The following is a 23,534-nucleotide window of genomic DNA, read 5'->3' as shown; positions in this document are numbered from 1 at the left end:
GGTCAGCGACGCCGTGCGGCGGCCCGGGTCACGAGCGTGCCGAGGACCCGGCCGAAGTCCAGCCCGGCGGCCTGGATCGCCAGCGGGAGGAGCGACGTCTCGGTCATGCCCGGTGAGACGTTGACCTCCAGCACGTGCGGGTCGCCTCCGGCGTCGACGATCAGGTCGACCCGGGACACGTCGCGCAGCCCGAGCGCGGTGTGCGCGGCGAGCGCCACCTCGGTCACCCGGGCGGTCGTCGCGGCGTCGAGCCGGGCCGGCGCGTGCCAGGTGGTGCGCCCGGCGGTGTAGCGGGCCGCGTAGTCGTAGACGCCGTTGCGCGGCACGATCTCGACCGGGGGCAGGGCCTGCGGGCCCTTGCCGAGGTCGAGCACGGAGACCGCCACGTCCATCCCGGGTACGTAGCGCTCCACGAGCGCGGTCTGGTCGTACGCGAAACAACCCACCATCGCGGCCGGCAGCGACGCCGCCTCCCGGACCACGGCGGCGCCCAGTCCGGAACCGCCCTGCGCGGGCTTGACCATCAGCGGCAGCCCGAGGCGGTCGACGATCCGGTCCAGGACGGCCACCGCGCCCAGCTCGGAGAAACGGTCGTGCGGCAGCGCCACCCAGTCGGGTGTGGGGATACCCGCCTCGCGCAGCACCGCCTTGGCGGACGGCTTGTCCCAGGCGAGGCGGGACGACCGGGCGTCGCAGCCGACGTAGGGCACGTCCCAGAGGTCGAGTACGCCGCGCAGCGAGCCGTCCTCGCCGGTGGCGCCGTGCAGGGCGATCACCACGGCGTCCGGCGGGTCCGCGGTCAGGGCGGGCAGCAACGCCACGTCGGCGTCGCGCAGTTCCGCGTCGACGCCGACGGCCCGCAGCGCGTCGAGCACCCGGCGGCCCGACCGCAGTGAGACGTCCCGTTCGTAGGAGAGGCCGCCCGCGAGCACGAGCACGTGCAGCTCGTCGGCGGCGGATCCGGTCACGGGAGGCGGTGCGGCGGGGCTGTCGGACATGCGGGCATCATGCCAAGTCGGGACCGGGCGCGTCCGAGCCGCCCTGGCGACGGCGGGGTCCGGCGCCGCCGACCGCGCCGAAGACCTTGCGCATGGCGATCTCCTGCTCCATCACCCCGGCGAGCCGGCGGACGCCTTCGCGGATCCGCTCCGGCGTCGGGAAGGAGAAGTTGAGCCGCATGTTCCCGGTGCCGGTGCCGTCGGCGTAGAAGCCGGTCCCCGGCACGTACGCGACGCGGGCGGCCACGGCGCGCGGCATCATCGCCTTGGAGTCGAGCCCGTCGGGCAGCGTCGCCCAGACGAACAGGCCGCCGCGCGGTGTGGTCCAGGTGGTGCCCTCCGGCATCAGGTCGGCCATCGCGTCGAGCAACGCGTCCCGGCGCTCGCGGTAGACCTCGCGGTAGACCTTGAGCTGCTGCCGCCAGGGCATGGTGCCGAGGTACGTCGAGACGGCCGACTGCGCGTAGGCGCTCGGGCAGAGGATCTGCGCCTCGCTGGCGATGACCAGCTTGTCGCGGACCGCGTGCGGGGCCAGGATCCAGCCCACCCGCAGGCCCGGCGCGAACGTCTTGGAGAACGTGCTCAGGTAGAAGACCCCGTCGCGCCGCCGGGCCCGCAGCGGCCTGGGCGCCTCACCCTCGAAACCGAGCTGACCGTACGGGTCGTCCTCCACCACGAGCAGCCCGGCGCGCTCGCAGATGTCGAGCACCCGTTCGCGCCGCTCCTCGCTCAGCGTCACACCGGCGGGGTTCTGGTAGGTGGGGATGGTGTAGAGGAACTTCACCCGCCGGCCTGCTCGGGCCAGGTCGGCGATGGCCGTCTCCAGCGCCTCCGGGATGAGCCCCTCGTCGTCCATCGGCACGTGGGCCACCTGGGCCTGGGCGGCCTGGAACACCCCGAGCGCGCCGACGTACGTCGGGCCCTCGGCGAGCACCACGTCACCCGGGTCCAGGAAGAGACGAGCGACCAGGTCGAGGGCCTGCTGGCCGCCGACCGTGACCACCACGTCCTCCGGTGAGGCACCGCAGGAGGCGTCGATCCCGGACAGGGACATCACCTCGCAGATCCGCTCGCGCAGCTCCGGGGTGCCCTGGCCGATGCCGTACTGGAGGGTGGTGGCGCCGTGCTCGGAGCCGAGCCGGCCGAGCATCTCGCCGACCGCGTCCAGCGGCAGCGCCGCGATGTAGGGGGCCCCACCGGCGAGCGAGACGACCTCCGGCCGGCTGGCCACCGCGAAGAGTGCCCGGATCTCCGAGGCGGTCATTCCGCGGACGCGCCGGGCGTACCGGTCGGTGTAGTCGTCGAGCGTCGTGCCGGTCATGGACATCACCTCGATCGGGTGTCGGCGGGGCTGCCGCCCGGTGTGGTACCCGCGATGCCGACATCCATTGGCGGCGGGGGCCGGTTGGTCGATCGTAGTCCCCGGTGACGGTCGCGGCACCGGCCGTGTGGACACGTCCACATCCCGGACCCGCCGTCGGCCGTCCGGGCGAGGGCTCGCGCGTTCACTCCCGTACCGCCGGACGGGGGCGTACGATCGCTCGTCGGGAGCAGGAGGGCGCGGGACTCACCGGCGCTCCGAGCCTAGTGGTGGGGTGCGCTCATGTCGCGACGTCTGGTCAGCCTGACCCTGGACACGCTGGAGGACCTGCCTCGATCCTGCCGGAGCTGCGTCTACTGGGAGCTGGATCCGGTCTCCGCCGAGCGGGCCTGCGCGGCAGGCGACCCGGGCCTGGAGAAGGAGGCGTGGGTCTCCCAGACGCTGCTGGAGTGGGGTTCCTGCGGCAAGCTCGTCTACGTCGACGGCATGCCGGCCGGTTTCGTCATGTACGCCCCACCGGCGTACGTCCCGCGCTCGATGGCGTTTCCCACCTCACCGGTCTCGGCGGACGCGGCTCTGCTGATGACGGCGCACGTGGTGCCCGCCTTCGCCGACGGCGGCCTGGGCCGGATGCTGGTGCAGGGCGTGGCCCGCGACCTGACCAAGCGCGGCATCAAGGCGATCGAGGCGTTCGGCGACGCCAAGTTCGGCGACGACGCGGACGACCCGGCCCGCGCGTGCGTGGCACCCGCCGACTTCTTCCTCTCGGTGGGCTTCAAGACGGTCCGGCCGCACCCGCGCTACCCCCGGCTGCGGCTGGAGTTGCGGACGGCGCTGAGCTGGAAGTCGGACGTCGAGTACGCGCTGGAGAAGCTGCTCGGCTCGATGAGCCCGGAGACGCTGCTGCGGCCGGTCCGCCCGGCACCCGCCACCCGCTCGACGAGCTGAGCCGCGGGTCAGTCGACGACGGTGCCGGCGGCCACGATCGCCCGCAGTTCGCTCACGTCGATCGAGCCGGTCGGCACGTCCCGCTCGATCGGCAGGTACATCCGCTGCACGCCGGCCACGATGGCCTCGACCACCCGGTCCCGGAAGCGCGGGTCGACGAGCCGCGCCCGGTCGTCCGGTGAGGTGAGGTAGCCGACCTCGACGCGTACCGCGGGCATCCGGGTGAGCCGGAGCAGCTCCCATGCCTTGGCGTGGGTACGGCAGTCGCGCAGCCCGGTGCGGGCCACGATCTCCCGCTGCACGAGCCCGGCCAGGCGCTCGCCGGTCGCCGACGTGACGCCGTTGTCGGTGCCGTAGTGGTAGGTGGCCACACCCTCTGCCTCCGGGTTGGCGTGCCCGTCGGTGTGCAGGGAGATGAACACGTCGGCGCCGAGCGAGTTGGCGAGCTGGGCCCGGTCCGCGTCCGGCAGGCAGTCGTCGGGCGACGGACCCCGGGTGAGCTGCACCCGTACGCCGGCGGCGGCGAGCCGCCCTTCCAGCCGGCTGGCGAGGTCGTGCACGAGGTCCGCCTCGCTCCAGCGCAGCGTGCCGTCGGGCACCACCACGCCCGGGTCGGTGCCCCCGTGCCCCGGGTCGATCACCACGGTCCGCCCGATGAGCGTCGGCCCGGCCTGCCGGATGGCGTCGGACTCGCGCAGCCACTGCGGGCGCCCGCCGACCACCTTGCGGCCGAGGCGGCGCAGCGCGTTGACGGTGTGCGGCCCGCACGAGCCGTCCGGTTTCAGGCCCATCTCCCGCTGGAACTGCGCCACCGCGCGGGAGGTGCGGATGCCGTAGATGGCGTCGGCGCGGCCCACGTCGTACCCCATCTCCAGCAGGCGTTCCTGGAGCGAGCGGACGTCCTCGCCGGTCAGCGGCTCGGGGACGGCGTGGTAGAGCGCGCGGGCCCCGAACCGCCAGCGGGCCGCGTCGAGCGCCCGCCAGGTCTCGGCGCCCACCCGCCCGTCGACGCTGAGGCCGCGGGACTGCTGGAAGGCCCGTACCGCGCGTTCGGTCTGTGCGTCGTAGTCGTCTCCTCCGGCCTCGGCGGGAAGAAGTTCCAGGCCGGCGAGGACGGTACGGATCTCGGCCACCGCCGGTCCCTGGTCACCGGGTCGGATCGGACGCACGACGACCCCCTCTGCACGGACGTTGGCGGACCGGAACTCCGACGGATGCTTACGGAGCGTACCGTGGGCGATACCCGGCGGGTTCGTGTTCATGCAGGTCAGGAAAGCCGCAACCCCCGCCACCGGGCGTGGTGACGGGGGTTGCGGCGGTGCCGGTACGGCTCAGAGCGCCGACTCGATGAGCTTGACCAGCTCGCCCTTCGGCTTGGCGCCGGCGATCGACTGCACGGGCTGGCCGTTCTTGAAGATGGTCAGCGTCGGCACCGACATCACCCGGTAGGCGCGGGCCGTCTCCGGGTTCTCGTCGATGTTGAGCTTGACGATGGTGACCTGGTCCTTCATCTCGCCCGCGATCTCCTCCAGCAGCGGCGAGACCTTGCGGCAGGGGCCGCACCACTCCGCCCAGAAGTCGACCAGAACCGGCTTGTCGGACTGCAGCACGTCACTGACGAAGCTGGCGTCCGTGACCGCCTTGGTTGCTCCCACTATGAACTCTCCTCCTCCGAACCTTGCTCGTGGAACTCTCAGCCCTGAATGGTGGCGATGAACCGCTCGGCGTCCAGCGCGGCGGCGCAGCCGGTGCCGGCCGCCGTGATGGCCTGCCGGTAGGTGTGGTCGACGAGGTCACCCGCCGCGAACACGCCGGGCACGCTGGTACGGGTGCTGGGGGCCTGCACCTTCACGTACCCCTCGTCGTCCAGCTCGACCTGACCGCGGAACAGCTCGCTGCGCGGGTCGTGCCCGATCGCCACGAAGACGCCCGTGACGTCGAGCACCTTGCTCTCGCCGGTGTGCACATTGCGCACCCGTACGCCGTTGACCTTGCCGTCGTCGCCGAGGATCTCCTCGACCACGGAGTTCCACTCGACCTTGATCTTCTCGTTGCCCAGCGCCCGGTCCGCCATGATCTTGCTGGCGCGGAACGAGTCGCGGCGGTGGATGATCGTCACCGACTCGGCGAAGCGGGTGAGGAAGCTCGCCTCCTCCATCGCCGAGTCGCCGCCGCCGACCACCACGATGTGCTGGTTGCGGAAGAAGAAGCCGTCACAGGTGGCGCAGGACGACACACCGTGGCCGAGGTATTCCTGCTCACCCGGCACACCCAGCGGACGCCAGGCCGAACCGGTGGAGAGGATGACGGCGTGCGCGCGGTACGCGGTCTCGCCCACCCACACGGTGCTCACCGCGTCGGAGCCGATCTCGCCGGTGTCCTTCAGCTCGACCCGCGTCACGTCGTCGGTGAGGAACTCGGCGCCGAAGCGCTCGGCCTGCTTGCGCATGTTGTCCATCAGCTCGGGGCCGAGGATGCCGTCCGCGAAGCCGGGGAAGTTCTCCACCTCGGTGGTGGTCATCAGCGCGCCACCCGACTGCACGCCCTCGATCACCAGGGGCTTCAGGTTGGCGCGGGCGGCGTAGACCGCCGCCGTGTAGCCGGCCGGACCGGAGCCGATGATGATCAGGTTGCGGACCTCGTCCACTGCCGTCTCCCGATGTGTGTGTTCGTCACCGGTCGCACCGATGTCGATCCCGAGTGCCGACGGCTCAGGGGCGCCGGCGCCTGACTTGCAGAACGTCATCGTACGAAGCGGGGATTCCCGAGCCGGTCATCCGGTGGGTCAGGTCACGTGGCGGGACAAGCGTCGTGACCGCGTTTTCACCCTACCCGCGTCCGGAACCGCGTGTCCGCGCCGGACCCGGGTACTCCGCACTCCGGCCCGCTCACCCAGCCCCAGCGGGCGCCGCCCGCGTCCGCGAACGTCACCACGAGCGCCGGTGCGCCCTGGAACCGGGCGTAGTCGACCATGTTCACGGTGAGCGGCCCGGAACCGTGCTCGACCCCGATCGCGGTGAGGCACGCGGCGAGGTTCTCCGGGCGGGTCAGCCGGTCCAGCCCGCCGAGGCCGCTGAGGCGCTGACTGTCCATGGACAGGGGCGTCTCCGCGCCGTCCTTCGCCGCGCCGGACGGACCGGCCATGTCTCCGGGGATCGACTTCGCTCCGGCGGGCGCCCGGGCGCCGGCGAGGCGTTCCGGCGTCCAGTCGGTGCCGCTGCGCACTGCCGGTCCGGTGGTCCGGTACGGCGCGGCGGCCATCGGCGCCGCCTCCCGGGCCGCCTGGTCGGCCGTACCGCCGTCGCCCGGGTCGGCCAGCCGGCCGACACCGAGCCCCACCGCGGCGACCGAGGCCGCGGCCAGCGCCACCGGCCCGGCGATGCGGGCCCAGCGCCGGGGACGACGACCGGGGCCGCTGTGCCGGTCGGGACGGGGTGCCGTGCCGGGTGGCCGGCTCGCGCCGCCGGACTGCGCCGGCACGAGCGGCGTACCGTCGCGCAGCGCGGGGCCGGCGCCGGCGAGCGCCGCGGTGATCCGGTCGGCCACCGCCTGCGGCATCTCCGGCGCGGGGGCCGCGGCCCAGTCGGCCAGGTCGGCGCCGACCAGGTCGATCGCGTCGGCGAGATTCTCGTACGCGGCACGCCACGTCGGGTCCTGCTCGACCAGCCGTGCCACTGTCGCCTGCTCGGGGGTGCCGTCCAGCGCCCCGCCGAGGTAGTCGGCGAGCAGGTCGTGGTCGACCTCGCTGAACTCCCGGGAAGTCACGGCTCCTCCTGGCTGACGGCCTGACGGGACGCTCCCGACGAGGATCCGACGCCCTCGGGGCGTCTGCGGTTCCCGGAGGTGAGCCGCGGCACGTCGGCGGCCGGTGCGTCGGTGCCGGTACGCAGGTGCCCGAGCAGCACGGCGAGGCGGGCCCGGCCGCGGGCGCACCGGCTCTTGACCGTGCCCTCGGCGACCCCGAGCATGGCGGCGACCTCGGCCACCGGGTAGCCCTGCACGTCGACCAGGACCAGCGCGGCCCGCTGTTCGGCGGGCAGTGCCGCGAGCGCCTGCCGGACCACGAGCGCGGTGTCGTGGTCGTGGGCCGGCGCGGCCGGTTCCGGACCGCCGGTGTGCCGGCCCGGTTCGCCGTCGGTGTGCACGCCGTCGGGCAGCGGGACGGTGGCGTGGGTCTGCCGCCGCCGGATCCGGTCCAGGCAGGCGTTCACCACGATGCGGTGCAGCCAGGTGGTGACCGCCGAGTCGCCCCGGAACCGGGCCGCGGCACGGTGCGCCGACAGCATGGCGTCCTGGAGGGCGTCGGCGGCTTCCTCGCGGTCGCCGATCGTCCGCAGCGCGACCGCCCAGAGGCGGTCCCGGTGCCGTCGGAACAGCTCGGTGAAGGCGTCCCGGTCGCCTGCCGCGTGTGCCCGGAGCAGCTCCAGGTCGGAGCGGCCGGGCTGCGCGCCGTCGCGTTCCGCCATCACCACATCCGGCGGAGGTGGCGCGGCGGGGACGGCGGCCGGGTCACGAGCCCTGGACCACGATCTCCTGGACGCCGAGCTTCCAGCTGTTGCCGCTGTCCTTCGCCGGCAGCTTGGTGATCCAGAACAGCAGGTACTGGTACTTCTGGTCCGGCTCGAAGGCGTTGAAGATCATCTTGGTGCCGCCGTCCTCGTTCGCCGGCCCGATCAGCGTCGAGTAGGCGTTGACGAGCTGCTTGTCGCCGGAGGAGCTGGACGGGAAGTCGCCGCGGGCGCCGGTACGCAGCTCCACGGTGGCACCGGTGGCCGAGAGCGTCGCCTCCAGCTGCTTGACCGTGTGCGGGGCGCCCAGGTCGATCCAGACACCCATGCCCTTCTTGAGGCCGCCGAACTTGCCGTTGTTGCGGTAGCTGTTGGTCTCCCAGCCCTCGTCGTCGTTCCCGTCGATCACCTTCTCGGCGTTGCGCACCTCGGCGCGGTCGCCGTCCGGGTCGATGATCCGTACGTCCTGGATGGTGAGCTTGCGGACCTGCGCGGCGGGCTCGGCGCCGCCCCCGGTGGCCGGCGCGCTGTTCGACGGCTGGGCGACCGGCTCCTTGTCGCCGTCGTCGCCACCACCGAGCGCGTTGATGCCGATGAGCAGCCCGACCAGGGCGACCGCCAGCAGACCGGCGATGCCGATGGCGACCTTGCGACCGCCGGCCGCGGCCAGCGGTGAGGGTTCCTCGCCGGGCTCGGCGGTGAAACGCAGCGGACCGGCCTGCTCCAGGAACTGCTCGTCGGCGGGGATGTCGAGCCGGCTCAGCTCGGCGGCCAGCACGTCCGACGACGGCGGAGGGATCTCCGCGTCGAGCAGGTCCATGGTGAGGTCGTCGAGGTAGGCCGGCACACCGGCGCGCATCTGCCGTGGCGCGGCGATGGCGCCGCCGGCGTCCCGGACGGCGTCCGGCAGGGCGGCGCGGCCGTGCCCGGCGGTGGCGCCGTGCAGCGGGGCCTCGCCGTGCGGCCAGTGCCCGGTCAGGGCGAAGTAGAGCACCCCGCCGACCGCGCGCAGGTCGTTCTCCTGGCTGTCCGCGCCGTCGGTACGCGCGTCGGCGAGCACCACGCGGCCGTCGTCGCTGATCATGACGGTGCCGGGGTGGAGGTTGCCGTGCACCATGCCGGTGGCGTGCACGGCGGCGAGGGCGCTCGCGACGGCGTTGCCGATCGCGGTGGCCCGGGCCGGGTCCAGCGGCCCGTCGGCGGCGACCAGCTCGCGCAGCGACTGCCCGTCGACCCACTCGCGGACCACGTAGGCCCGGTCGTCCTCGTCGATCGCGTCGTAGACGCCGACCAGGTTGGGGTGGATGACGCGGCTCGCGGCGACCGCGGCCTGAAGCATCTCGGTGGCGGAGTCGCCACCCGGGTAGCGGAGGACCACGGCGACGGGACGGCGGAGCACCACGTCGACACCGCGCCAGACCAGCCGGCCCGCGCTGTCGTTGTTGATGTGCTCGACCAGTTCGTACCGCTCCGCGAGCAGCTCACCGACAGTGGGAGCACCGAAGGTCACGACCGCAGGAGAGGTCTCCTCCGCTTCCTGACCCTCGCCGACCTGGGTCACCCGTCCTCCCTCGGTGATCGCGTCGATCGATGGACCCGTGCTGCTGGGCATGTGGCTTCCCGCTCTGCCTTCGGTGGAACGGCCGGCGGTCTCGACACCCGCGCCGATCCCGGTCGTACCCGTCGAGAGCGACCTTACCCGGGATGCCCGGTTCTCCGACATGTCATCTTCCCGCTGTGACCGGCCGGAAGGCCAGTCGCCACGGGCCCCGGCCGGGTCGCCCGCCCACCCGGCGGGCGAGCCGGACACGCACCGTCAATCTAAAGGTTGGCGGCAACGAGGCGGCACAGGGGCGTACCGGTGCGGAGACGGGGAGGTTTTCCCCGCCCCGGCCTGCGCTCCCTCGTCCGTACGGTTGGTTGTCCACAGGCCGAGAGGCCCATTGGACGGCGGAATTCCAAGTTATCCACAGCCGTATCCCCAGCCTGGTGATCCTCGTTCACCGTCGGTCACCGAGGGGGTCAACGCCCGAGGCGCCGCCGGACCATCCCGACCACCTCGGTGATCTCGCCGATCCGCAGCACCATGGCGAGCCCGAGATAGGTCGCGCCGATCGCCGCGCCGCCGATCACCAACTGGACCGCCGCGGCGAGCCAGCTCAGGCTCGCCGGGTCGCCGGGGAGCACGGCCACCACGAGCACGCCGACGAGCGCGGCGCCGAGCGCCGCCACGACCACCCGGCCGAGCGTCCGCATGATCCCGCCCAGTCCGATCCGGCCCACCCGGGGCCGCAGCAGCATCGCCGAGATGATCGCCGCCGCCAGGTACGACACGGCGTTGCCGAGCATCATCCCGGCGGCCGCGAACGTGTTCGAGAAGAGCAGGAACAGGCCCACCTGGAGCAGGACGCGCAGCGCCACCACCGGGATGTTGATCAGAGCCGGGGTACGGGTGTCCGGCAGCGCGTAGAACGCGAAGGTGAAGAGCTGGCTCACCGCGAACGGCACCAGGCCCAGCGCCGCCACGAGCAGCACGGTCGAGGTGGCCACCGCGTTGTCGCCGGTGAACGCGCCGTACCGGAAGACCACCACCGAGATCGGGGCGGCCAGCACCGCGTAGCAGACCGCGATGGGCGCGAGCACCGCGGTGACCATCCGGGTGCCGCGGGACAGGTCGGCGGTGACGTCGTGGAACCGGTTCTCGGCCGCCGCCGCGCTCATCCGGGGCATCAGCGCCGTGATGATCGAGACCGCGATGATGCCGTGCGCCATCATCAGCAGCAGGAAGACGTTGTTGTAGATCAGCAGGCCGGCGTTCTCGCCGTCCCCGCCGCTGGCCCGGTTGAGCAGGTTGACCACCACGAAGAGGCCGAGCTGGTTGACCGCGACGTAGCAGAACATCCAGGCGCCGAGCCGGGCCAGCTCGCGCAGCCCCAGCTCGCGGAAGTCGAACCGCGCCTTCCACCGGAAGCCGACCTTGCGCAGCGCGGGCAGCAGGCCGATCGCCTGCACCGCCACGCCCAGCAGCGTGCCGCCGCCGACCAGCAGGATCCGGTCCCAGCCCACCTCGTCGGGCCGGAGGCCGGTCGCGCCGAAGACGACGATGTACAGGCCGAACGTGCCGATCGACACGAGGTTGTTGAGGATCGGCGCCCACATCGGGGCGGCGAAGTGCCCCCTGGTGTTCAGCACCGCGGCGATCAGCGCGCTGATGCCGGTGAAGAACAGCATCGGCAGCATCAGGTACGACAGCCGGGTGACGAGCTTGGTGTACGCCGGATCGTCGCCGCCGGCCGCGTACACGGCGGTCAGCACCGGGGCCAGCAGCACCGCGATCAGCGCGGTCGCGGCGAGCGCCAATACCGCGAGCGTCAGCAGGCGCTGCGCGTACGCCTCGCCCCGGTCCGCGTCGATCTTGCGGCGGCGCACCAGCACCGGCACCAGGACGCTCGTCAGCACGCCGCCGAGCAGGAACTCGTACACCTGGTTGGGCAGGAACTGGGCGGTGGTGAACGCGTCGCCGACCATCGTGCCGAGCGCGGCGCCGATCATCAGGTTGCGGATGAACCCCGTACCCCGGCTCACCAGGCTGCCGATCGCCATCACCGCGCTGTTCGCCGCGGCGCTGGTCTCGGCGACCACCTCCTGCGGCGGTGCGACGGCCTCGACGCCGGGCTGGTTCAGGGGCTCGGCCGAGATGAAGGTGGCGCCGTCGTCCGGCGGCAGGCCGCCGCCGTGCGCGTTCGCGCTGCGGTAGAGCCCGCCGCTCATCTGCCAGCCTCCAGGGGGTACGTGGCGATCGGGCCCGGCCGGCCCCGCCCAACCGGAACCTTAGTCAACCCGGACCCGTTACCCGCGCCCGGCGCGGTCGATCCACCTCCGGCCCGATAGGCTGGCGATCCCATGTCCGAAGCCTCCGCCTCCCACGCCGCCGACCGCCGCGAACTGACCGCCGCGCAGCGCAACGCCGTCGCCGAACTGCTCCGAGTCTCACCGGTCGCCGACGAGCTGGGCCGGCGCTTCGCCCAGGCCGGTCACGAACTGCACCTGGTGGGCGGATCCGTCCGCGACGCGCTGCTCGGGCGGCTCGGCAACGACCTCGACTTCTGCACCGACGCCCACCCGGACGAGACCATCAAGGTCATCCGCGGCTGGGCCGAGTCGATCTGGGAGACCGGACGCGAGTTCGGCACCATCGCCTGCCAGCGCGACGGCCTCAACCTGGAGATCACCACGTTCCGCGCGGAGGTCTACGACCAGGTCAGCCGCAACCCGGTGGTGCAGTACGGCACCAGCCTGACCGAGGACCTCAAGCGCCGCGACTTCACAGTCAACGCGATGGCGGTCAGTCTTCCGGACCACCGGTTCACCGACCCGTACGGCGGACTGGCCGATCTGGCCGCCAAGATCATTCGTACCCCGGGAACGCCGCAGGAGTCGTTCCGCGACGACCCGCTGCGGATGCTGCGCGCGGCCCGGTTCGCCGCGCAGCTCCGCTTCGCCGTCCACCCGGACGTCCGCGCGGCGATGACCGAGATGGCTGCGGACCTGGACCGGATCACCGCCGAGCGGATCCGGGACGAGTTCACCAAGCTCCTCTGCGGTGCCGACCCGATCACCGGGCTGCGCCTGCTCGTCGACACCGGGCTGGCCGAGCGCTTCCTGCCCGAGCTGACCGGGCTGAAGCTCACCATCGACGAGCACGCCCAGCACAAGGACGTCTACGAGCACACGCTCACGGTGGTCAGCAACGCCATGTCGATGGAGTCCGACGGTTGCGACTTCGTGCTGCGGATGGCCGCGCTCATGCACGACATCGGCAAGCCCGCCACCAAGGCGGTCGGCGCGGACGGCCGGGTCAGCTTCCACCACCACGAGGTGGTCGGTGCCCGGCTGACCAAGAACCGGATGAAGGCGCTGCGCTACTCCAAGGAGATCACCTCCCAGGTGGTCAAGCTGGTCGGGCTGCACCTGCGCTTCTACGGGTACGGCCGGGGCGAGTGGACCGACTCGGCGGTCCGCCGGTACGTCACCGATGCCGGTGACCTGCTGTCCCGGCTGCACAAGCTGACCCGCTCCGACTGCACCACCCGCAACCGGCGCAAGGCCGCCCAGCTCGCGGCCGACTACGACGCGCTGGAGGAGCGGATCGCCCGGATCGCGGCCGAGGAGGACCTGGCCCGGGTCCGCCCCGACCTGGACGGCAACGCGATCATGGAGCTGCTCGGCGTACCGCCGGGGCCGGTGGTCGGTCGCGCCTGGCAGTACCTCAAGGAGCTGCGGCTGGAACGCGGGCCGCTGGACCGCGACGAGGCCGAGGCGGAGCTGCTGCGCTGGGCGCGCGACGAGGGCATCACCGGCTGAGGCCGGCGCCGCGGATCTGACGACGATACGCCGGCGTGTCGACCGAACGGTTGACCCGCTCCGGTCGATGTCTCCCGCATGATGAGTCATCGGCAGCCGCCGAATCGACAGATGCGGCTGTTCTGATTCATCCGCCCGTCCGATCCGGACGGTCGCTGGACACGGGGAGACAATTCGTGACACGTCGTGGCGGCTTGCGCCGCTCCGCCCTCGTGGGGCTCGCCCTCACCAGCGCCACCTCCATCCTCTGCGCCACCGTCGCCGGGCCGGCCCTCGCCGACCCGAAGCGACCGTCGGTCCGTGGCGCCGGCACGGCCGAGGCGGTGCCCGGCCGCTACATCGTGGTCCTCAAGAAGGGCAAGACCACCCCGGCCAAGGTGAAGTCCGCCGCGTCCGCGCTGGCCGGCGAGCACGGCGGCACCGTCCGCCGGGTCTTCGGCAAGGCGCTGAACGGCTACTCGGCCACCATGGACGCCCGGCAGGCCGCGCGGCTCGCCGCCGACCCGGACGTCGAGTACGTCCAGCAGGTCCAGCGCTGGAGCACCGCCGGCACCCAGACCACCCCGCCGTGGGGCCTGGACCGCATCGACCAGCTCAAGACCCGGACCGACGGCAGGTACACCTACCCGTCGACCGGCGCCGGCGTGACCGCGTACGTGATCGACACCGGCATCGACATCGACCACCAGGACTTCGGCGGGCGCGCCCGCAACGGCTACGACGCGGTCGAGCAGGACGACGTCGCGCAGGACTGCGACGGGCACGGCACGCACGTGGCGGGCACGATCGGCGGTACGACGTACGGCGTCGCGAAGGCCGTCGACCTGGTCGCCGTCCGGGTCCTCGACTGCTCCGGCCAGGGCGACACCGAGCAGGTGATCGCCGGCATCGAGTGGGTCACCACGAACGCCACCGGGCCGTCCGTGGCGAACATGAGCCTCGGCGTCGACCGCGTCGACCAGGCGGTCAACGACGCGGTCGCCCGCTCGATCGCCTCCGGCATCACCTACGCGGTAGCGGCCGGCAACAGCATGCAGGACGCCTGCGGCTCCTCGCCGGCGAGCGTGCCCGCCGCCATCACCGTCGGGGCCACCGACCGGGTCGACATGCGCGCCTGGTTCTCCAACTACGGCCGCTGCCTGGACCTGTTCGCCCCCGGCACCGGCATCGTCTCGGCCAAGGCCGGCACCAGCGCCGGCTCGGAGTCGATGAACGGCACCTCGATGGCGTCCCCGCACGTGGCGGGCGCCGCCGCGCTGCTCCTGGAGGAGCACCCGGGCTGGTCGCCGCAGCAGGTGCGCGACTCGGTCGTGACCACCGGCATCGGCGGCGCGGTGCACGACATCATGGGCTCCACCGACCGGCTGCTGCACATCGGCTCGGCCGTGACGGCCCGCGGCTCGTACGGGCTCAAGGCCCGGGTCAACGGCCGCTACGTCACCGCGGAGAGCGCGGGGACGAAGCCGCTGATCGCCCGGGGCACCTCGATCGGCGCCTGGGAGAAGTACGACGTGGTCGACGCCGGCGGAGGCCTGTTCGGCCTGCGGGCGCGGGTCACGAACAAGTTCGTCACGGCGGAGAGCGCCGGGGCGAAGCCGCTGATCGCCCGCTCGGCCACCATCGGCGCGTGGGAGAAGTTCCAGATCGTCGACAACACCGACGGCACGATCAGCCTGAAGGCGGCGATCAACGGCAAGTACGTCACCGCGCCGAGCGCCACCTCCCCGCTGATCGCGAGCAAGACCGCGATCGGCACCGCCGAGAAGTTCGACTTCGACGCCCCGGCACCCCTCGTGAGCATCAAGTCGGTGGCCAGTGGCAAGTTCGTGACGGCGGAGAGCGCCGGGGCGAAGCCGCTGATCGCCCGCTCGGCGACCGTCGGCGCCTGGGAGAAGTACGAGCTGGTGAACGTGGGTGACGGCTACGGCACCTTCGGTCTGAAGGCCCAGATCAACGGCAAGTTCGTGACGGCGGAGAGCGCCGGGGCGAAGCCGCTGATCGCGCGGGGCGCCTCGATCGGCGCGTGGGAGGGGATGTCGTTCCTCGACTACAACGCCGACGGCTCGGTCTACCTGTACGCGAACATCAACGAGAAGGCGGTCACCGCCGGCAGCGCCGGCACCAGCCAGCTCATCGCGAGCCGGACCATCGACTGGAACAGCCCGACCCTCGGCCTGGGCGCCGGCGAGAAGTTCGTCGTCGCCGTGCTCTGACCCGTACCACCGCACGACGCCCGCCGGCTCCCGAGGGGAACCGGCGGGCGTCCGTCGTCACGGGGTGACCGTGGTGCCGTCCACTGTGGTCTTGCCGTTGTGCTGGGCGCTGCTGCCCAGCCGCGCCAGCAGCCCGGCCAGGTCGATGCCGGTCAGGTCGCTGCCGAGTTGGAGGCCCTGTGCGACGTTGCCGGCCACGGACTTGGTCAGCGACGACGCCCCGTCGGTGGAGATCACCGTCATCTTGTCGATCGCGCCGATCGGGGCGCTGGCCGCACCGACCACCTCGGGCAGCACCTTGACCAGCAGGTCCAGCACGGCCGCCTCGCCGTACGCGGCGAACGCCTCGGCCTTGCGGGCCATCGCGTCGGCCTCGGCCTGACCCTTGGCCAGGATGGCCGCGGCCTCGGCCTGGCCCTCCCGCTCGACCGCCTCGGCGATCGCGGAACGACGGCGCTGCTCGGCCTCGCCCTCCTTGGCGCCCTCGATCGCGTTAGCCTCGGCCAGCGCGGCCCGCCGGGCCCGCTCGCCCTCACCGGTGAGGCGGGCCTGCTCGGCGGAGGCCTGCGCGGCGGCGATGGTGGCCTGCCGCTGCGCGTCGGCGTTGAGCACCGCCGCGTTGCGGGCCGCCTCGGCCTCCTGCTCGACCTTGTACCGGGCCGCGTCGGCCGGCTTGCGCACCTCGGTGTCGAGCTGGCGCTGCTTCAGCTCGGCGTTGCGCTCGGCCACCTTCTGCTGCTCGGAGAGGATCGCCTGGTCCCGCTCGGCCTGCGCGAGCGGCCCGGCCGCCGCCGACTTCGCCTTCGCCGCGTCGATCTCGGCCTGGATGCCGGCCTGCTTGAGCGCCAGGTTCCGGTTCGCCTCGGCGATCGCCTCCTCGGCGAGCAGCCGCTCCTGCTCGGCCTGCTGCCGGGCCCGCGCCTCGGCGATGGCCGCGTCCTTGAGCACCCGGGCCGCCTCCGGCCGGCCCAGGTCCTGGAGGTAGGAGCCCTCGGCCGAGATGTCCTGGAGCTGGAACGTGTCGAGCACCAGGCCCTGGTTGGTCATCGAGTGCTCGGCCTCCTCGGCGACCGCGCTGGCGAACGCCGCCCGGTCCCGGATGATCTCCTCGACGGTGAGCCGCCCGACGATCGAGCGCAGCGCGCCGGCGAGCACCTCGCGGGTGAAGTTGTCGATCTCCTCCTGCTGGTTCAGGAAGCGCTGGGCGGCGGCGCGGATCGCGTCCTCGGTGCCGCCGACCTTCACGATCGCCACGCCGTGCAGCTCGGTGCGGATGCCCTGCTTGCTCACCGCGCCGCGGATGCTGACATCGATCCGGCGGCTGGACAGGTCGAGCGACTGGAGCTTCTGCACCACCGGCAGCACGAAGACCGAGGCGCCGAGCACGACCTTCTGGCCGGACATGTCGGTGGAGCGGGCTCCGTCGGCGGACTGGGTGGTGCGGCCCTTGCGGCCGGTGACGATGAACGCCTGGTTCGGCCCGGCCACCTTGATCCGGGACAACACGAAGAGAACGAGGACGACGGCGAGGAGGACCGCGCCGCCGATGGCGACGAGCAGGGGCATGGGCGTTCCCGTCTGTGTGGTGGTGTCAGTAGGTTTCGACGTGCACGCTGGTCTCGCTCAGTGCTTCGACCACGAAGATCCGGGTGCCGACCGCGATCGGCCCGTCGGCGCGGGCGTTGAGCTTCACCGGCTGGCCGGCGAGGCGTACCCGCACCTCGCCGTAGCCGCCGCTGGGGATCGGCGTCACCACCAGGCCGATCGCGCCGGCCAGGTGGTCGCGGGTGGGTGTGGCGTCCGTGCGCATGTTGCGGGCCGCGCGGCTCAGCCGCGCCGCCAGCCAGCCGGTGGGCACGGCGGCGAGCGCGCCGCCGGCCACCGCCGCCGCGATCATTCCGGGGGTACGACCCCCGAGCAGCTCGTTGACGATCGCGCCGCCGAAACCGAACGCCCCGGTGAACCCGGCGGCCGCCTCCAGCGACACCGGCCCGTCGACGTCCGGCTGGCCGAGGTGGAGCACTCCCGAGCCGAGCAGGGCGAGGGTCAGCACGCCGACACCGATCCCGCCGATGATCAGGAAGATGAGCGTCCCGGTGGCCATGACCTGCACGGTATCGACGCCGTGCAACATCGACTTCGCTCAGCGGTCGTCCAGCCCGCCCTCAGGGAACCGGCCGGGGAGAATGTCGGCGTGGGCGCGACAATGGGTGGCATGCGCTGGACCGTGCTCGACTCCCCGATCGGCGAGTTCTCCGTCGGCACCGACGACGACGCGGTGCGCGGCGCGCACTTCGGCCGGGTGGACGGGGCGTCAGGCGAACCCGGCGACGCGGTGGCCCGGCTGGCGGTGGCGGAGCTGCGGGCGTACTTCGCCGGTGAGCTGACCGAGTTCACCGTGCCGGTGTCGGCACCCCGGGGCTCCGAGTTCGAGCGCGCCGTGTGGCGGGAGATGACCCGCATCCCGTACGGGGAGACGAAGACCTACGGCGAGGTGGCGAAGGCGGTCGGAGACCCCGGAGGCGCCCGGGCGGTCGGGGTGGCCTGCAACCGCAATCCGGTGCCGGTGATCGTGCCCTGTCACCGGATCGTCGGCGCAGGCGGCAAGCTGGTCGGCTTCGGTGGCGGGCTGCCGCGCAAGGTGACGCTGCTGGAGCTGGAGGCGTCGGTGGCCCTGCGGCGAGCCTGGTCCTGACGTACGCGAAGAAGGAAGGCCGGGTCCGCGCGGACCCGGCCTTCCTTCTTGTGCGTGTCAGCGCGTCAGCGCTCGATCTCGCCGGCGATGAACGCCTCGACGGCGGCGTGCGCGTCGTGGTCGGCGTACTGCTCCGGCGGGGACTTCATGAAGTACGAGGAGGCGGAGAGGATCGGGCCACCGATCTTCCGGTCCAGCGCGATCTTCGCGGCGCGGACGGCGTCGATGATGACACCGGCCGAGTTCGGCGAGTCCCACACCTCGAGCTTCAGCTCCGCGTTGAGCGGGGTGTCACCGAAGGAGCGGCCCTCCAGGCGGATGTACGCCCACTTGCGGTCGTCGAGCCACGGCACGTGGTCGGACGGGCCGATGTGCACGTCGCTCTTGCTCATCTCGTGCGGGATCTGGGAGGTCACCGACTGGGTCTTCGAGATCTTCTTCGAGACCAGACGGTTGCGCTCCAGCATGTTCATGAAGTCCATGTTGCCGCCGAAGTTGAGCTGGTACGTGCGCAGCAGCTCGACCCCGCGGTCCTCGAAGAGCTTCGCCAGGGCGCGGTGCACGATGGTGGCACCGACCTGGCTCTTGATGTCGTCGCCGACGATCGGCAGGCCGGCGTCGGTGAACTTCTTCGCCCACTCCGGGTCGGAGGCGATGAAGACCGGCAGGGCGTTCACGAACGCGCAGCCGGCGTCGATCGCGGCCTGGGCGTAGAACTTGTCGGCCTCCTCGGAGCCCACCGGGAGGTAGGAGACGACCACGTCGACCTGCGCGTCGCGCAGCGCCTGCGCCACGTCGACCGGCTTGGCGTCCGACTCCTCGACGATCTCGCGGTAGTACTGGCCGAGACCGTCGAAGGTCGGGCCGCGCTGCACGGTGACGCCGGTCGGCGGCACGTCGCACAGCTTGATCGTGTTGTTCTCGCTGGCGACGATCGCCTCCGCGAGGTCCATGCCCACCTTCTTGGCGTCCACGTCGAACGCCGCGACGAACTTCACGTCCGAGACGTGGTAGTCGCCGAAGGTGACGTGCATGAGACCCGGGACGCGGTCGTTCGGGTCGGCGTTCCGGTAGTACTCCACGCCCTGTACGAGGGACGAGGCGCAGTTACCCACACCGACGATGGCGACGCGGACGGAGCCCATAGCGTCTGCCTCCTTCTTCTTCATCACGGCCGCTCTTTCCTGGACGTTCCAGGCGTGGGCGGGCTGTCGTTGTCTCCTCGGCCACCGGCCGTCCCGGGTCGCGGGTCGGCGGGGGCCCGGCCGGAGCGCTCGTTGGCGATGAGCTCCTCCAGCCAGCGGACCTCGCGCTCACAGGCGTCGAGCCCGTGGCGCTGCAGTTCCAGGGTGTACGCGTCGAGGCGCTCGGCTGCCCGGCCGAGCACGTCACGAAGACCTTCGCGACGTTCCTCGATCTTGCGGCGACGACCTTCCAGGATCCGGAGCCGGGTGGCCTGGTCGGTCCGGGCGAAGAACGCGAAGTGCACGCCGAAGCCCGTGTCGTCGTACGTCTCGGGTCCAGCCTGCGCTATGAGCTGGGCGAAGCGTTCCTTGCCCTCCGCGGTAATGGTGTAGACCACCCGACCGCGTCGGCTGGTCAGCGCGGGAACCTCCTCGGCGGTCGCGGGTGTCTCGGCGGCTTCGGCGATCCATCCCGCCGCCTGCAGCCGACGCAGGGTCGGGTAGAGCGAGCCGTAGCTGATCGCCGCCCGGATGGCACCGAGCTTGGCGGTCAGCTCCTTGCGCAGCTCGTAGCCGTGCATCGACGCCTCCTGCAGGAGGCCGAGGATGGCGAGCTCGAGCACGGGCCATCCCCTCTTTCCCCCTGCGCGGAGCGCTAACCACCGCGATGTATCGAACCGATACATCGCACGTTAGCGGAGAGGTGAGGATGGGGCAAACCCCTGCTTACGCGACGCGATCATCACGCATCGTGACCATGGTCGCCTGGGTTCGCGGGAGCGCGTACCCTTTGCCGCATGCGTACGCAGCGCCAGGTCGTCGACTACTCGCTTCAGAAGCGAGCTGTGCTGCGTGAACTGCTCGCCGGGCGGATCGGCACGTACGACGTCTGCGACGCCTCGCCGTACCTGAAGAACGCTGCTCGCTTCCACGGCGAGCCGACCGACCACCGCTGCCCGATCTGCCGCAGCGAGAACCTGATCCACGTCCACTACATTTACGGTGACGAACTCAAGCAGTCGGCCGGCCAGGCGCGTACCCGGGCCGAGTTGCCCGTCCTGGCCATGACGCTGCGTGAGTTCCAGGTGTTCGTGGTGGAGGTCTGCCCCGGCTGCGACTGGAACCATCTCGTCGAGCAGTTCCTGCTCGGCCGGGACGGTCTCGCTGGCGAGGCGGAGGACGCGGACGAGTCGGTCGCGGCCAACGGCTCCACCCCTCGGCGAAGGCGAGAGGCGCAACGGTGAACGCGGCTGTCCCGATCGCTGCCGGCCCATTCCCCGGGCGGCAGGATCGACAGCCTTTACGCGTAATTGGTCCGAATAGATCGGATTTGACGGGCGATCGCTGGCACGGCCGGCGGGTAACGTCCCGTGTTCCAGCTCACGGCAACCCGGTGGCGGCGCCCCCGCGCCCCACCGCGACCGGCAGGGTGTGAGGAATGAACTACGGCGATCCCAGTTCTTCGCGTGGGCGGGCCCAGATCCCGGGCCCGAACGGCGACCCCGGTTCCGAAGGGAGCCGGGGCGGGAACGGTTGGTCCGGCGCGGCTGAGGGCGGCGCCTCGGCGCGCGCCTCCGCGACACCGTACGGCGCGGGCGGCCGGGCCTCGGTCGGTGGCGCTCCGGCGCCGCGCGGGGCGGCAGGCTCGGCCTCGGTCGGCCGGGCCGGCGCGGGCGGCCGGGCCTCGGTGCCCGTCTCGCCGGCACCCGGCGTCTCCGGACGCGCGGGCGCCGGCCGGGCGTCGGTGCCCGTCTCCCCGGCCGCTCCGGCCGGACGCGCCTCGGTGGGCGCGGCGAGCGTCGGCGCGGCCGGCGTCGGCGGGCGTGCGAGCGTGGGCGGACGCGCGAGCGTCGGCGCGGCGGCCGTCGGTGGCCGCGCCCGGGTGCCCGGCGCCGCCGGCGGCGGCCCCGGTGGTCCCGGCGGTCCGGCCGGCCCCGGCCGGCGTGGCCGCGGCGAGGACCCGGCGCGCGCGAAGAAGCGCCGCCGGATCAACATCCTGATCGCCGGCTTCGCCGTGTTCATCATGCTCGCCGGCATCGGTGTGGTGAGCTTCACCTGGTACTCCACCAAGGTGGTGCTCCCGGAGGACACCATCCCGCCGCTGTCCACCACCATCTACGACTCGAGCGGCCAGGCGATCGCCCGGATCGGCGACCAGAACCGCCAGCTGGTCACCATCGACCAGATTCCGGAGCACGTCCAGCACGCGGTCGCCGCGGCGGAGGACCGGAACTTCTACAAGCACTCCGGTGTGGACTACAAGGGCATCGCCCGGGCCGCGTGGAACAACCTCACCGGCGGCGACAAGCAGGGCGCCTCGACCATCACCCAGCAGTACGCGCGCAACGCGTTCGAGAACCTGAACCAGGACACGTACGGCCGCAAGGTGAAGGAGGCGATCCTCGCCTCCAAGCTGAACGACAAGTACGACAAGCGCGTGATCATGCAGCACTACCTGAACGTCATCTACTTCGGCCGTGGCGCGTACGGCATCCAGGCGGCGGCGCGGACCTACTTCGGCAAGGACGTCAAGAGCCTGACCGTGGCCGAGGCCGCGGTGCTCGCCGCACTGATCAAACAGCCGGAGCCGAGCGCCACCCACCAGGGCTACGACCCGGCGATCAACCCGACCGCCGCACTGGATCGGTGGAACTACGTGATCAACGGCATGATCACGGAGAAGTGGCTGGACGCGCCGAACACGCCGCAGCACCCCACCGAGTACCCGAAGAACATCGCGAAGCCGTCGAAGAACAGCGGCGGTGGCTTCGGCATCGACACCCCGTACGGCAACATCGTCAACTACGTCTCGCAGGAGATCCGCGAGATGAACCTCTGCACCGACAACGAGGCCGAGGCGACCGAGAAGAAGCCGCTCTGCGCCAAGGCGCTGAGCCGGGGTGGTTACAAGATCACCACCACGATCAACCGGAAGATGCAGGAGGCGGCGCTCGCCGCGGCCCAGCGGGCCAAGAAGGGCTCCGAACTCGCCGGCCAGCCGCCGAACCTGATGGCCGCCGTGGTGGCCATCGACCCGAAGACCGGCCGGGTGCTCGCCTACTACGGCGGCGACAACGGCACCGGCACCGACTACGCCGGGAAGAACGTCGACAACGGCGTGGTCAGCGGCGGGCACTCGCCGGGCTCGAGCTTCAAGATCTACACGCTCGCCGCGGCCCTGAAGGAAGGCATCTCGCTCAAGTCCCGGTGGAAGGGATCGGCGTTCACGCCGAAGGGCACCAAGTTCAAGGTCAGCAACGCCGGCGCGGACAAGGTCTCCTGCGGTGACTCCTGCACGCTCGAACTGTCGACGCTGAAGTCGCTGAACGTTCCGTTCTACTACATCACCGAGAAGATCGGCCCGGACAAGGTGCTCGACATGGCCAAGCAGGCCGGCGTCACCACCATGTGGCAGACCGACACCAACCCGGCCAAGGCGCACGACCTGACCAAGGCCGACCCGAAGGACCTGGCTCCGTCGCCGTTCTTCCACGTCCTCGGCTACGGCCAGTACCCGATCACGGTGCTCGACCACGCCAACGGCGTCGCCACGTTCGCCAACCAGGGCGTCTACCACAAGGCGCACTTCGTGAAGCTGGTGCAGAAGCAGAACCCGGACACCGGTAAGTGGGACACGGTCGGCGGGGAGAAGCTCAAGGGGCAGCAGCGGATCGACAAGGACATCGTCGCCGACGTGACGTCCGTGCTGAAGCAGTACCCGGGCCAGATCAACAAGAAGCTCGAGGAGGGCCGGCAGGTCGCCGAGAAGACCGGCACCTGGGAACTCGGTGACAAGACCACCCGCAACGGCGATGCCTGGATGATCGGCTACACGCCGCAGCTCGCCACCGCCGTCTGGGTCGGAAACGTCAAGGACCGCAAGGCGATCAAGTACAAGGACGGCCGGGACATCAGCGGCGCCCGGATGCCGGGTGACATCTTCCAGCGCTTCATGAACGACGCGCTCAAGGGCAAGGACAAGGAAGAGTTCCCGCCCGCCGCGAACGTCGGCGACGACGAGGCCGGCAACGGCGAGGTGCCGCCGCCGACGAACGAGCCCGGCCAGCCGGGCGGCCCGAACTGCGACCCGCTGGGTCTGTTCTGCCCCGGCGGCACGCCCGGTGGCGGCAACCCCGGCGGCGGCGACCAGGGTGGCAACAACCCCGGCGGGGGTGGGCTCCCCGGAGGCGGCGGACGCCCCGGTGGTGGCGGTGGCGGCGGTGGGCTGCTGCCGAGCACACCACCGACACGGCAGAACTGACGCGTACCACCTGACGGCGGCGGCCGGACCCGAGCGGTCCGG

The 23,534-nt window shown here is 71.8% G+C and carries 19 protein-coding genes; 6 read left to right on the top strand and 13 right to left on the bottom strand.

Annotation, left to right across the window (positions count from 1 at the left end; all coding sequences use genetic code 11):
• Nucleotides 1–2: 2 nt before the first annotated feature.
• Complete coding sequence (locus IF06_RS0106300) at nt 3–998, bottom strand: D-alanine--D-alanine ligase family protein (RefSeq protein WP_013477531.1); 996 nt, start codon at nt 996–998, stop codon at nt 3–5.
• A gap of 7 nt (nt 999–1,005) precedes the next feature.
• Nucleotides 1,006–2,319, bottom strand: coding sequence for a PLP-dependent aminotransferase family protein (locus tag IF06_RS0106295; RefSeq protein ID WP_013477530.1), 1,314 nt, complete (start codon nt 2,317–2,319; stop codon nt 1,006–1,008).
• Nucleotides 2,320–2,601: 282 nt separating this feature from the next.
• Here IF06_RS0106295 and IF06_RS0106290 point away from each other — a divergent pair, with 282 nt between their 5' ends.
• Nucleotides 2,602–3,267 carry a hypothetical protein gene (locus IF06_RS0106290; protein ID WP_013289377.1) on the top strand — a complete coding sequence of 222 codons (666 nt, stop codon included), beginning with the start codon at nt 2,602–2,604 and terminating at the stop codon, nt 3,265–3,267.
• Nucleotides 3,268–3,275: 8 nt separating this feature from the next.
• On the opposite strand, the gene IF06_RS0106285 is transcribed toward IF06_RS0106290, so the two are convergent.
• From IF06_RS0106285 to murJ, 7 genes are all read right to left on the bottom strand, one after another.
• Complete coding sequence (locus IF06_RS0106285; RefSeq protein WP_030269549.1) at nt 3,276–4,436, bottom strand: N-acetylmuramoyl-L-alanine amidase; 1,161 nt, start codon at nt 4,434–4,436, stop codon at nt 3,276–3,278.
• Nucleotides 4,437–4,598: 162 nt separating this feature from the next.
• On the bottom strand, nt 4,599–4,922 hold the full coding sequence (gene trxA, locus IF06_RS0106280; RefSeq protein ID WP_013289375.1) for a thioredoxin: 324 nt from the start codon (nt 4,920–4,922) through the stop codon (nt 4,599–4,601).
• A gap of 38 nt (nt 4,923–4,960) precedes the next feature.
• On the bottom strand, nt 4,961–5,914 hold the full coding sequence (gene trxB, locus IF06_RS0106275; RefSeq protein ID WP_030269547.1) for a thioredoxin-disulfide reductase: 954 nt from the start codon (nt 5,912–5,914) through the stop codon (nt 4,961–4,963).
• Nucleotides 5,915–6,090: 176 nt separating this feature from the next.
• Nucleotides 6,091–7,032, bottom strand: a complete 942-nt coding sequence (locus IF06_RS0106270; protein ID WP_030269545.1) for a hypothetical protein — start codon at nt 7,030–7,032, stop codon at nt 6,091–6,093.
• Nucleotides 7,029–7,733 (bottom strand): RNA polymerase sigma factor SigM, encoded by a 705-nt coding sequence (gene sigM, locus IF06_RS0106265; RefSeq protein ID WP_030269539.1) that lies wholly within the window; start codon nt 7,731–7,733, stop codon nt 7,029–7,031. The genes IF06_RS0106270 and sigM overlap by 4 nt, the downstream gene beginning before the upstream one ends.
• Before the next feature lie 43 nt (nt 7,734–7,776).
• On the bottom strand, nt 7,777–9,387 hold the full coding sequence (locus IF06_RS0106260) for a protein kinase family protein (RefSeq protein ID WP_030269537.1): 1,611 nt from the start codon (nt 9,385–9,387) through the stop codon (nt 7,777–7,779).
• A gap of 410 nt (nt 9,388–9,797) precedes the next feature.
• Nucleotides 9,798–11,546: a murein biosynthesis integral membrane protein MurJ gene (murJ, locus tag IF06_RS0106255; protein ID WP_030269535.1), complete on the bottom strand. Its 1,749-nt coding sequence runs from the start codon at nt 11,544–11,546 to the stop codon at nt 9,798–9,800.
• Nucleotides 11,547–11,678: 132 nt separating this feature from the next.
• Between murJ and IF06_RS0106250 the strand changes: the two genes are divergently transcribed.
• Together IF06_RS0106250 and IF06_RS0106245 are read left to right on the top strand one after the other, a co-directional pair.
• Nucleotides 11,679–13,139 (top strand): CCA tRNA nucleotidyltransferase, encoded by a 1,461-nt coding sequence (locus tag IF06_RS0106250; RefSeq protein WP_013289369.1) that lies wholly within the window; start codon nt 11,679–11,681, stop codon nt 13,137–13,139.
• A 176-nt stretch (nt 13,140–13,315) separates the two neighbouring features.
• Entirely contained in the window at nt 13,316–15,352 is a 2,037-nt protein-coding gene (locus IF06_RS0106245) for a S8 family serine peptidase (RefSeq protein ID WP_013289368.1), read from the top strand.
• Nucleotides 15,353–15,409: 57 nt separating this feature from the next.
• On the opposite strand, the gene IF06_RS0106240 is transcribed toward IF06_RS0106245, so the two are convergent.
• On the bottom strand, nt 15,410–16,918 hold the full coding sequence (locus tag IF06_RS0106240; RefSeq protein ID WP_013289367.1) for a flotillin family protein: 1,509 nt from the start codon (nt 16,916–16,918) through the stop codon (nt 15,410–15,412).
• 25 nt (nt 16,919–16,943) lie between these two features.
• Nucleotides 16,944–17,486 carry an NfeD family protein gene (locus tag IF06_RS0106235; protein WP_013289366.1) on the bottom strand — a complete coding sequence of 181 codons (543 nt, stop codon included), beginning with the start codon at nt 17,484–17,486 and terminating at the stop codon, nt 16,944–16,946.
• 81 nt (nt 17,487–17,567) lie between these two features.
• Here IF06_RS0106235 and IF06_RS0106230 point away from each other — a divergent pair, with 81 nt between their 5' ends.
• Entirely contained in the window at nt 17,568–18,047 is a 480-nt protein-coding gene (locus tag IF06_RS0106230) for a methylated-DNA--[protein]-cysteine S-methyltransferase (protein ID WP_030269532.1), read from the top strand.
• Between the two features lie 65 nt (nt 18,048–18,112).
• Here IF06_RS0106230 and IF06_RS0106225 read toward each other — a convergent pair whose 3' ends face one another.
• Both IF06_RS0106225 and IF06_RS0106220 read right to left on the bottom strand, forming a co-directional pair.
• Complete coding sequence (locus IF06_RS0106225) at nt 18,113–19,192, bottom strand: inositol-3-phosphate synthase (protein ID WP_013289364.1); 1,080 nt, start codon at nt 19,190–19,192, stop codon at nt 18,113–18,115.
• Nucleotides 19,193–19,215: 23 nt separating this feature from the next.
• The gene (locus IF06_RS0106220) at nt 19,216–19,854 is read right to left on the bottom strand and encodes a PadR family transcriptional regulator (protein ID WP_013289363.1); all 639 of its coding nucleotides are present in this window, start codon (nt 19,852–19,854) and stop codon (nt 19,216–19,218) included.
• A 174-nt stretch (nt 19,855–20,028) separates the two neighbouring features.
• Here IF06_RS0106220 and IF06_RS0106215 point away from each other — a divergent pair, with 174 nt between their 5' ends.
• Nucleotides 20,029–20,475 (top strand): DUF5318 domain-containing protein, encoded by a 447-nt coding sequence (locus IF06_RS0106215; protein ID WP_013289362.1) that lies wholly within the window; start codon nt 20,029–20,031, stop codon nt 20,473–20,475.
• 194 nt (nt 20,476–20,669) lie between these two features.
• Nucleotides 20,670–23,492 carry a transglycosylase domain-containing protein gene (locus IF06_RS0106210; protein WP_013289361.1) on the top strand — a complete coding sequence of 941 codons (2,823 nt, stop codon included), beginning with the start codon at nt 20,670–20,672 and terminating at the stop codon, nt 23,490–23,492.
• Nucleotides 23,493–23,534: the final 42 nt, after the last annotated feature.

Origin of the sequence: Micromonospora globosa (assembly GCF_000717585.1) — a bacterium.
Taxonomy (GTDB): domain Bacteria; phylum Actinomycetota; class Actinomycetes; order Mycobacteriales; family Micromonosporaceae; genus Micromonospora; species Micromonospora aurantiaca.
The sequence above is the reverse complement of the archived record's forward strand: the minus strand, read 5'-3'. Positions and strand labels throughout refer to the sequence as shown.

Bases quoted from the DNA above. Each gene is read 5' to 3' on its own strand.
- IF06_RS0106300 (WP_013477531.1), bottom strand. From the start codon at position 998: ATGTCCGACAGCCCCGCCGCACCGCCTCCCGTGACCGGATCCGCCGCC.
- IF06_RS0106225 (WP_013289364.1), bottom strand. From the start codon at position 19,192: ATGGGCTCCGTCCGCGTCGCCATCGTCGGTGTGGGTAACTGCGCCTCG.
- IF06_RS0106210 (WP_013289361.1), top strand. From the start codon at position 20,670: ATGAACTACGGCGATCCCAGTTCTTCGCGTGGGCGGGCCCAGATCCCG.
- IF06_RS0106240 (WP_013289367.1), bottom strand. From the start codon at position 16,918: ATGCCCCTGCTCGTCGCCATCGGCGGCGCGGTCCTCCTCGCCGTCGTC.
- IF06_RS0106215 (WP_013289362.1), top strand. From the start codon at position 20,029: ATGCGTACGCAGCGCCAGGTCGTCGACTACTCGCTTCAGAAGCGAGCT.
- IF06_RS0106230 (WP_030269532.1), top strand. From the start codon at position 17,568: ATGCGCTGGACCGTGCTCGACTCCCCGATCGGCGAGTTCTCCGTCGGC.
- sigM (WP_030269539.1), bottom strand. From the start codon at position 7,733: ATGGCGGAACGCGACGGCGCGCAGCCCGGCCGCTCCGACCTGGAGCTG.
- IF06_RS0106260 (WP_030269537.1), bottom strand. From the start codon at position 9,387: ATGCCCAGCAGCACGGGTCCATCGATCGACGCGATCACCGAGGGAGGA.
- IF06_RS0106290 (WP_013289377.1), top strand. From the start codon at position 2,602: ATGTCGCGACGTCTGGTCAGCCTGACCCTGGACACGCTGGAGGACCTG.
- IF06_RS0106235 (WP_013289366.1), bottom strand. From the start codon at position 17,486: ATGTTGCACGGCGTCGATACCGTGCAGGTCATGGCCACCGGGACGCTC.
- murJ (WP_030269535.1), bottom strand. From the start codon at position 11,546: ATGAGCGGCGGGCTCTACCGCAGCGCGAACGCGCACGGCGGCGGCCTG.
- IF06_RS0106250 (WP_013289369.1), top strand. From the start codon at position 11,679: ATGTCCGAAGCCTCCGCCTCCCACGCCGCCGACCGCCGCGAACTGACC.
- IF06_RS0106295 (WP_013477530.1), bottom strand. From the start codon at position 2,319: ATGACCGGCACGACGCTCGACGACTACACCGACCGGTACGCCCGGCGC.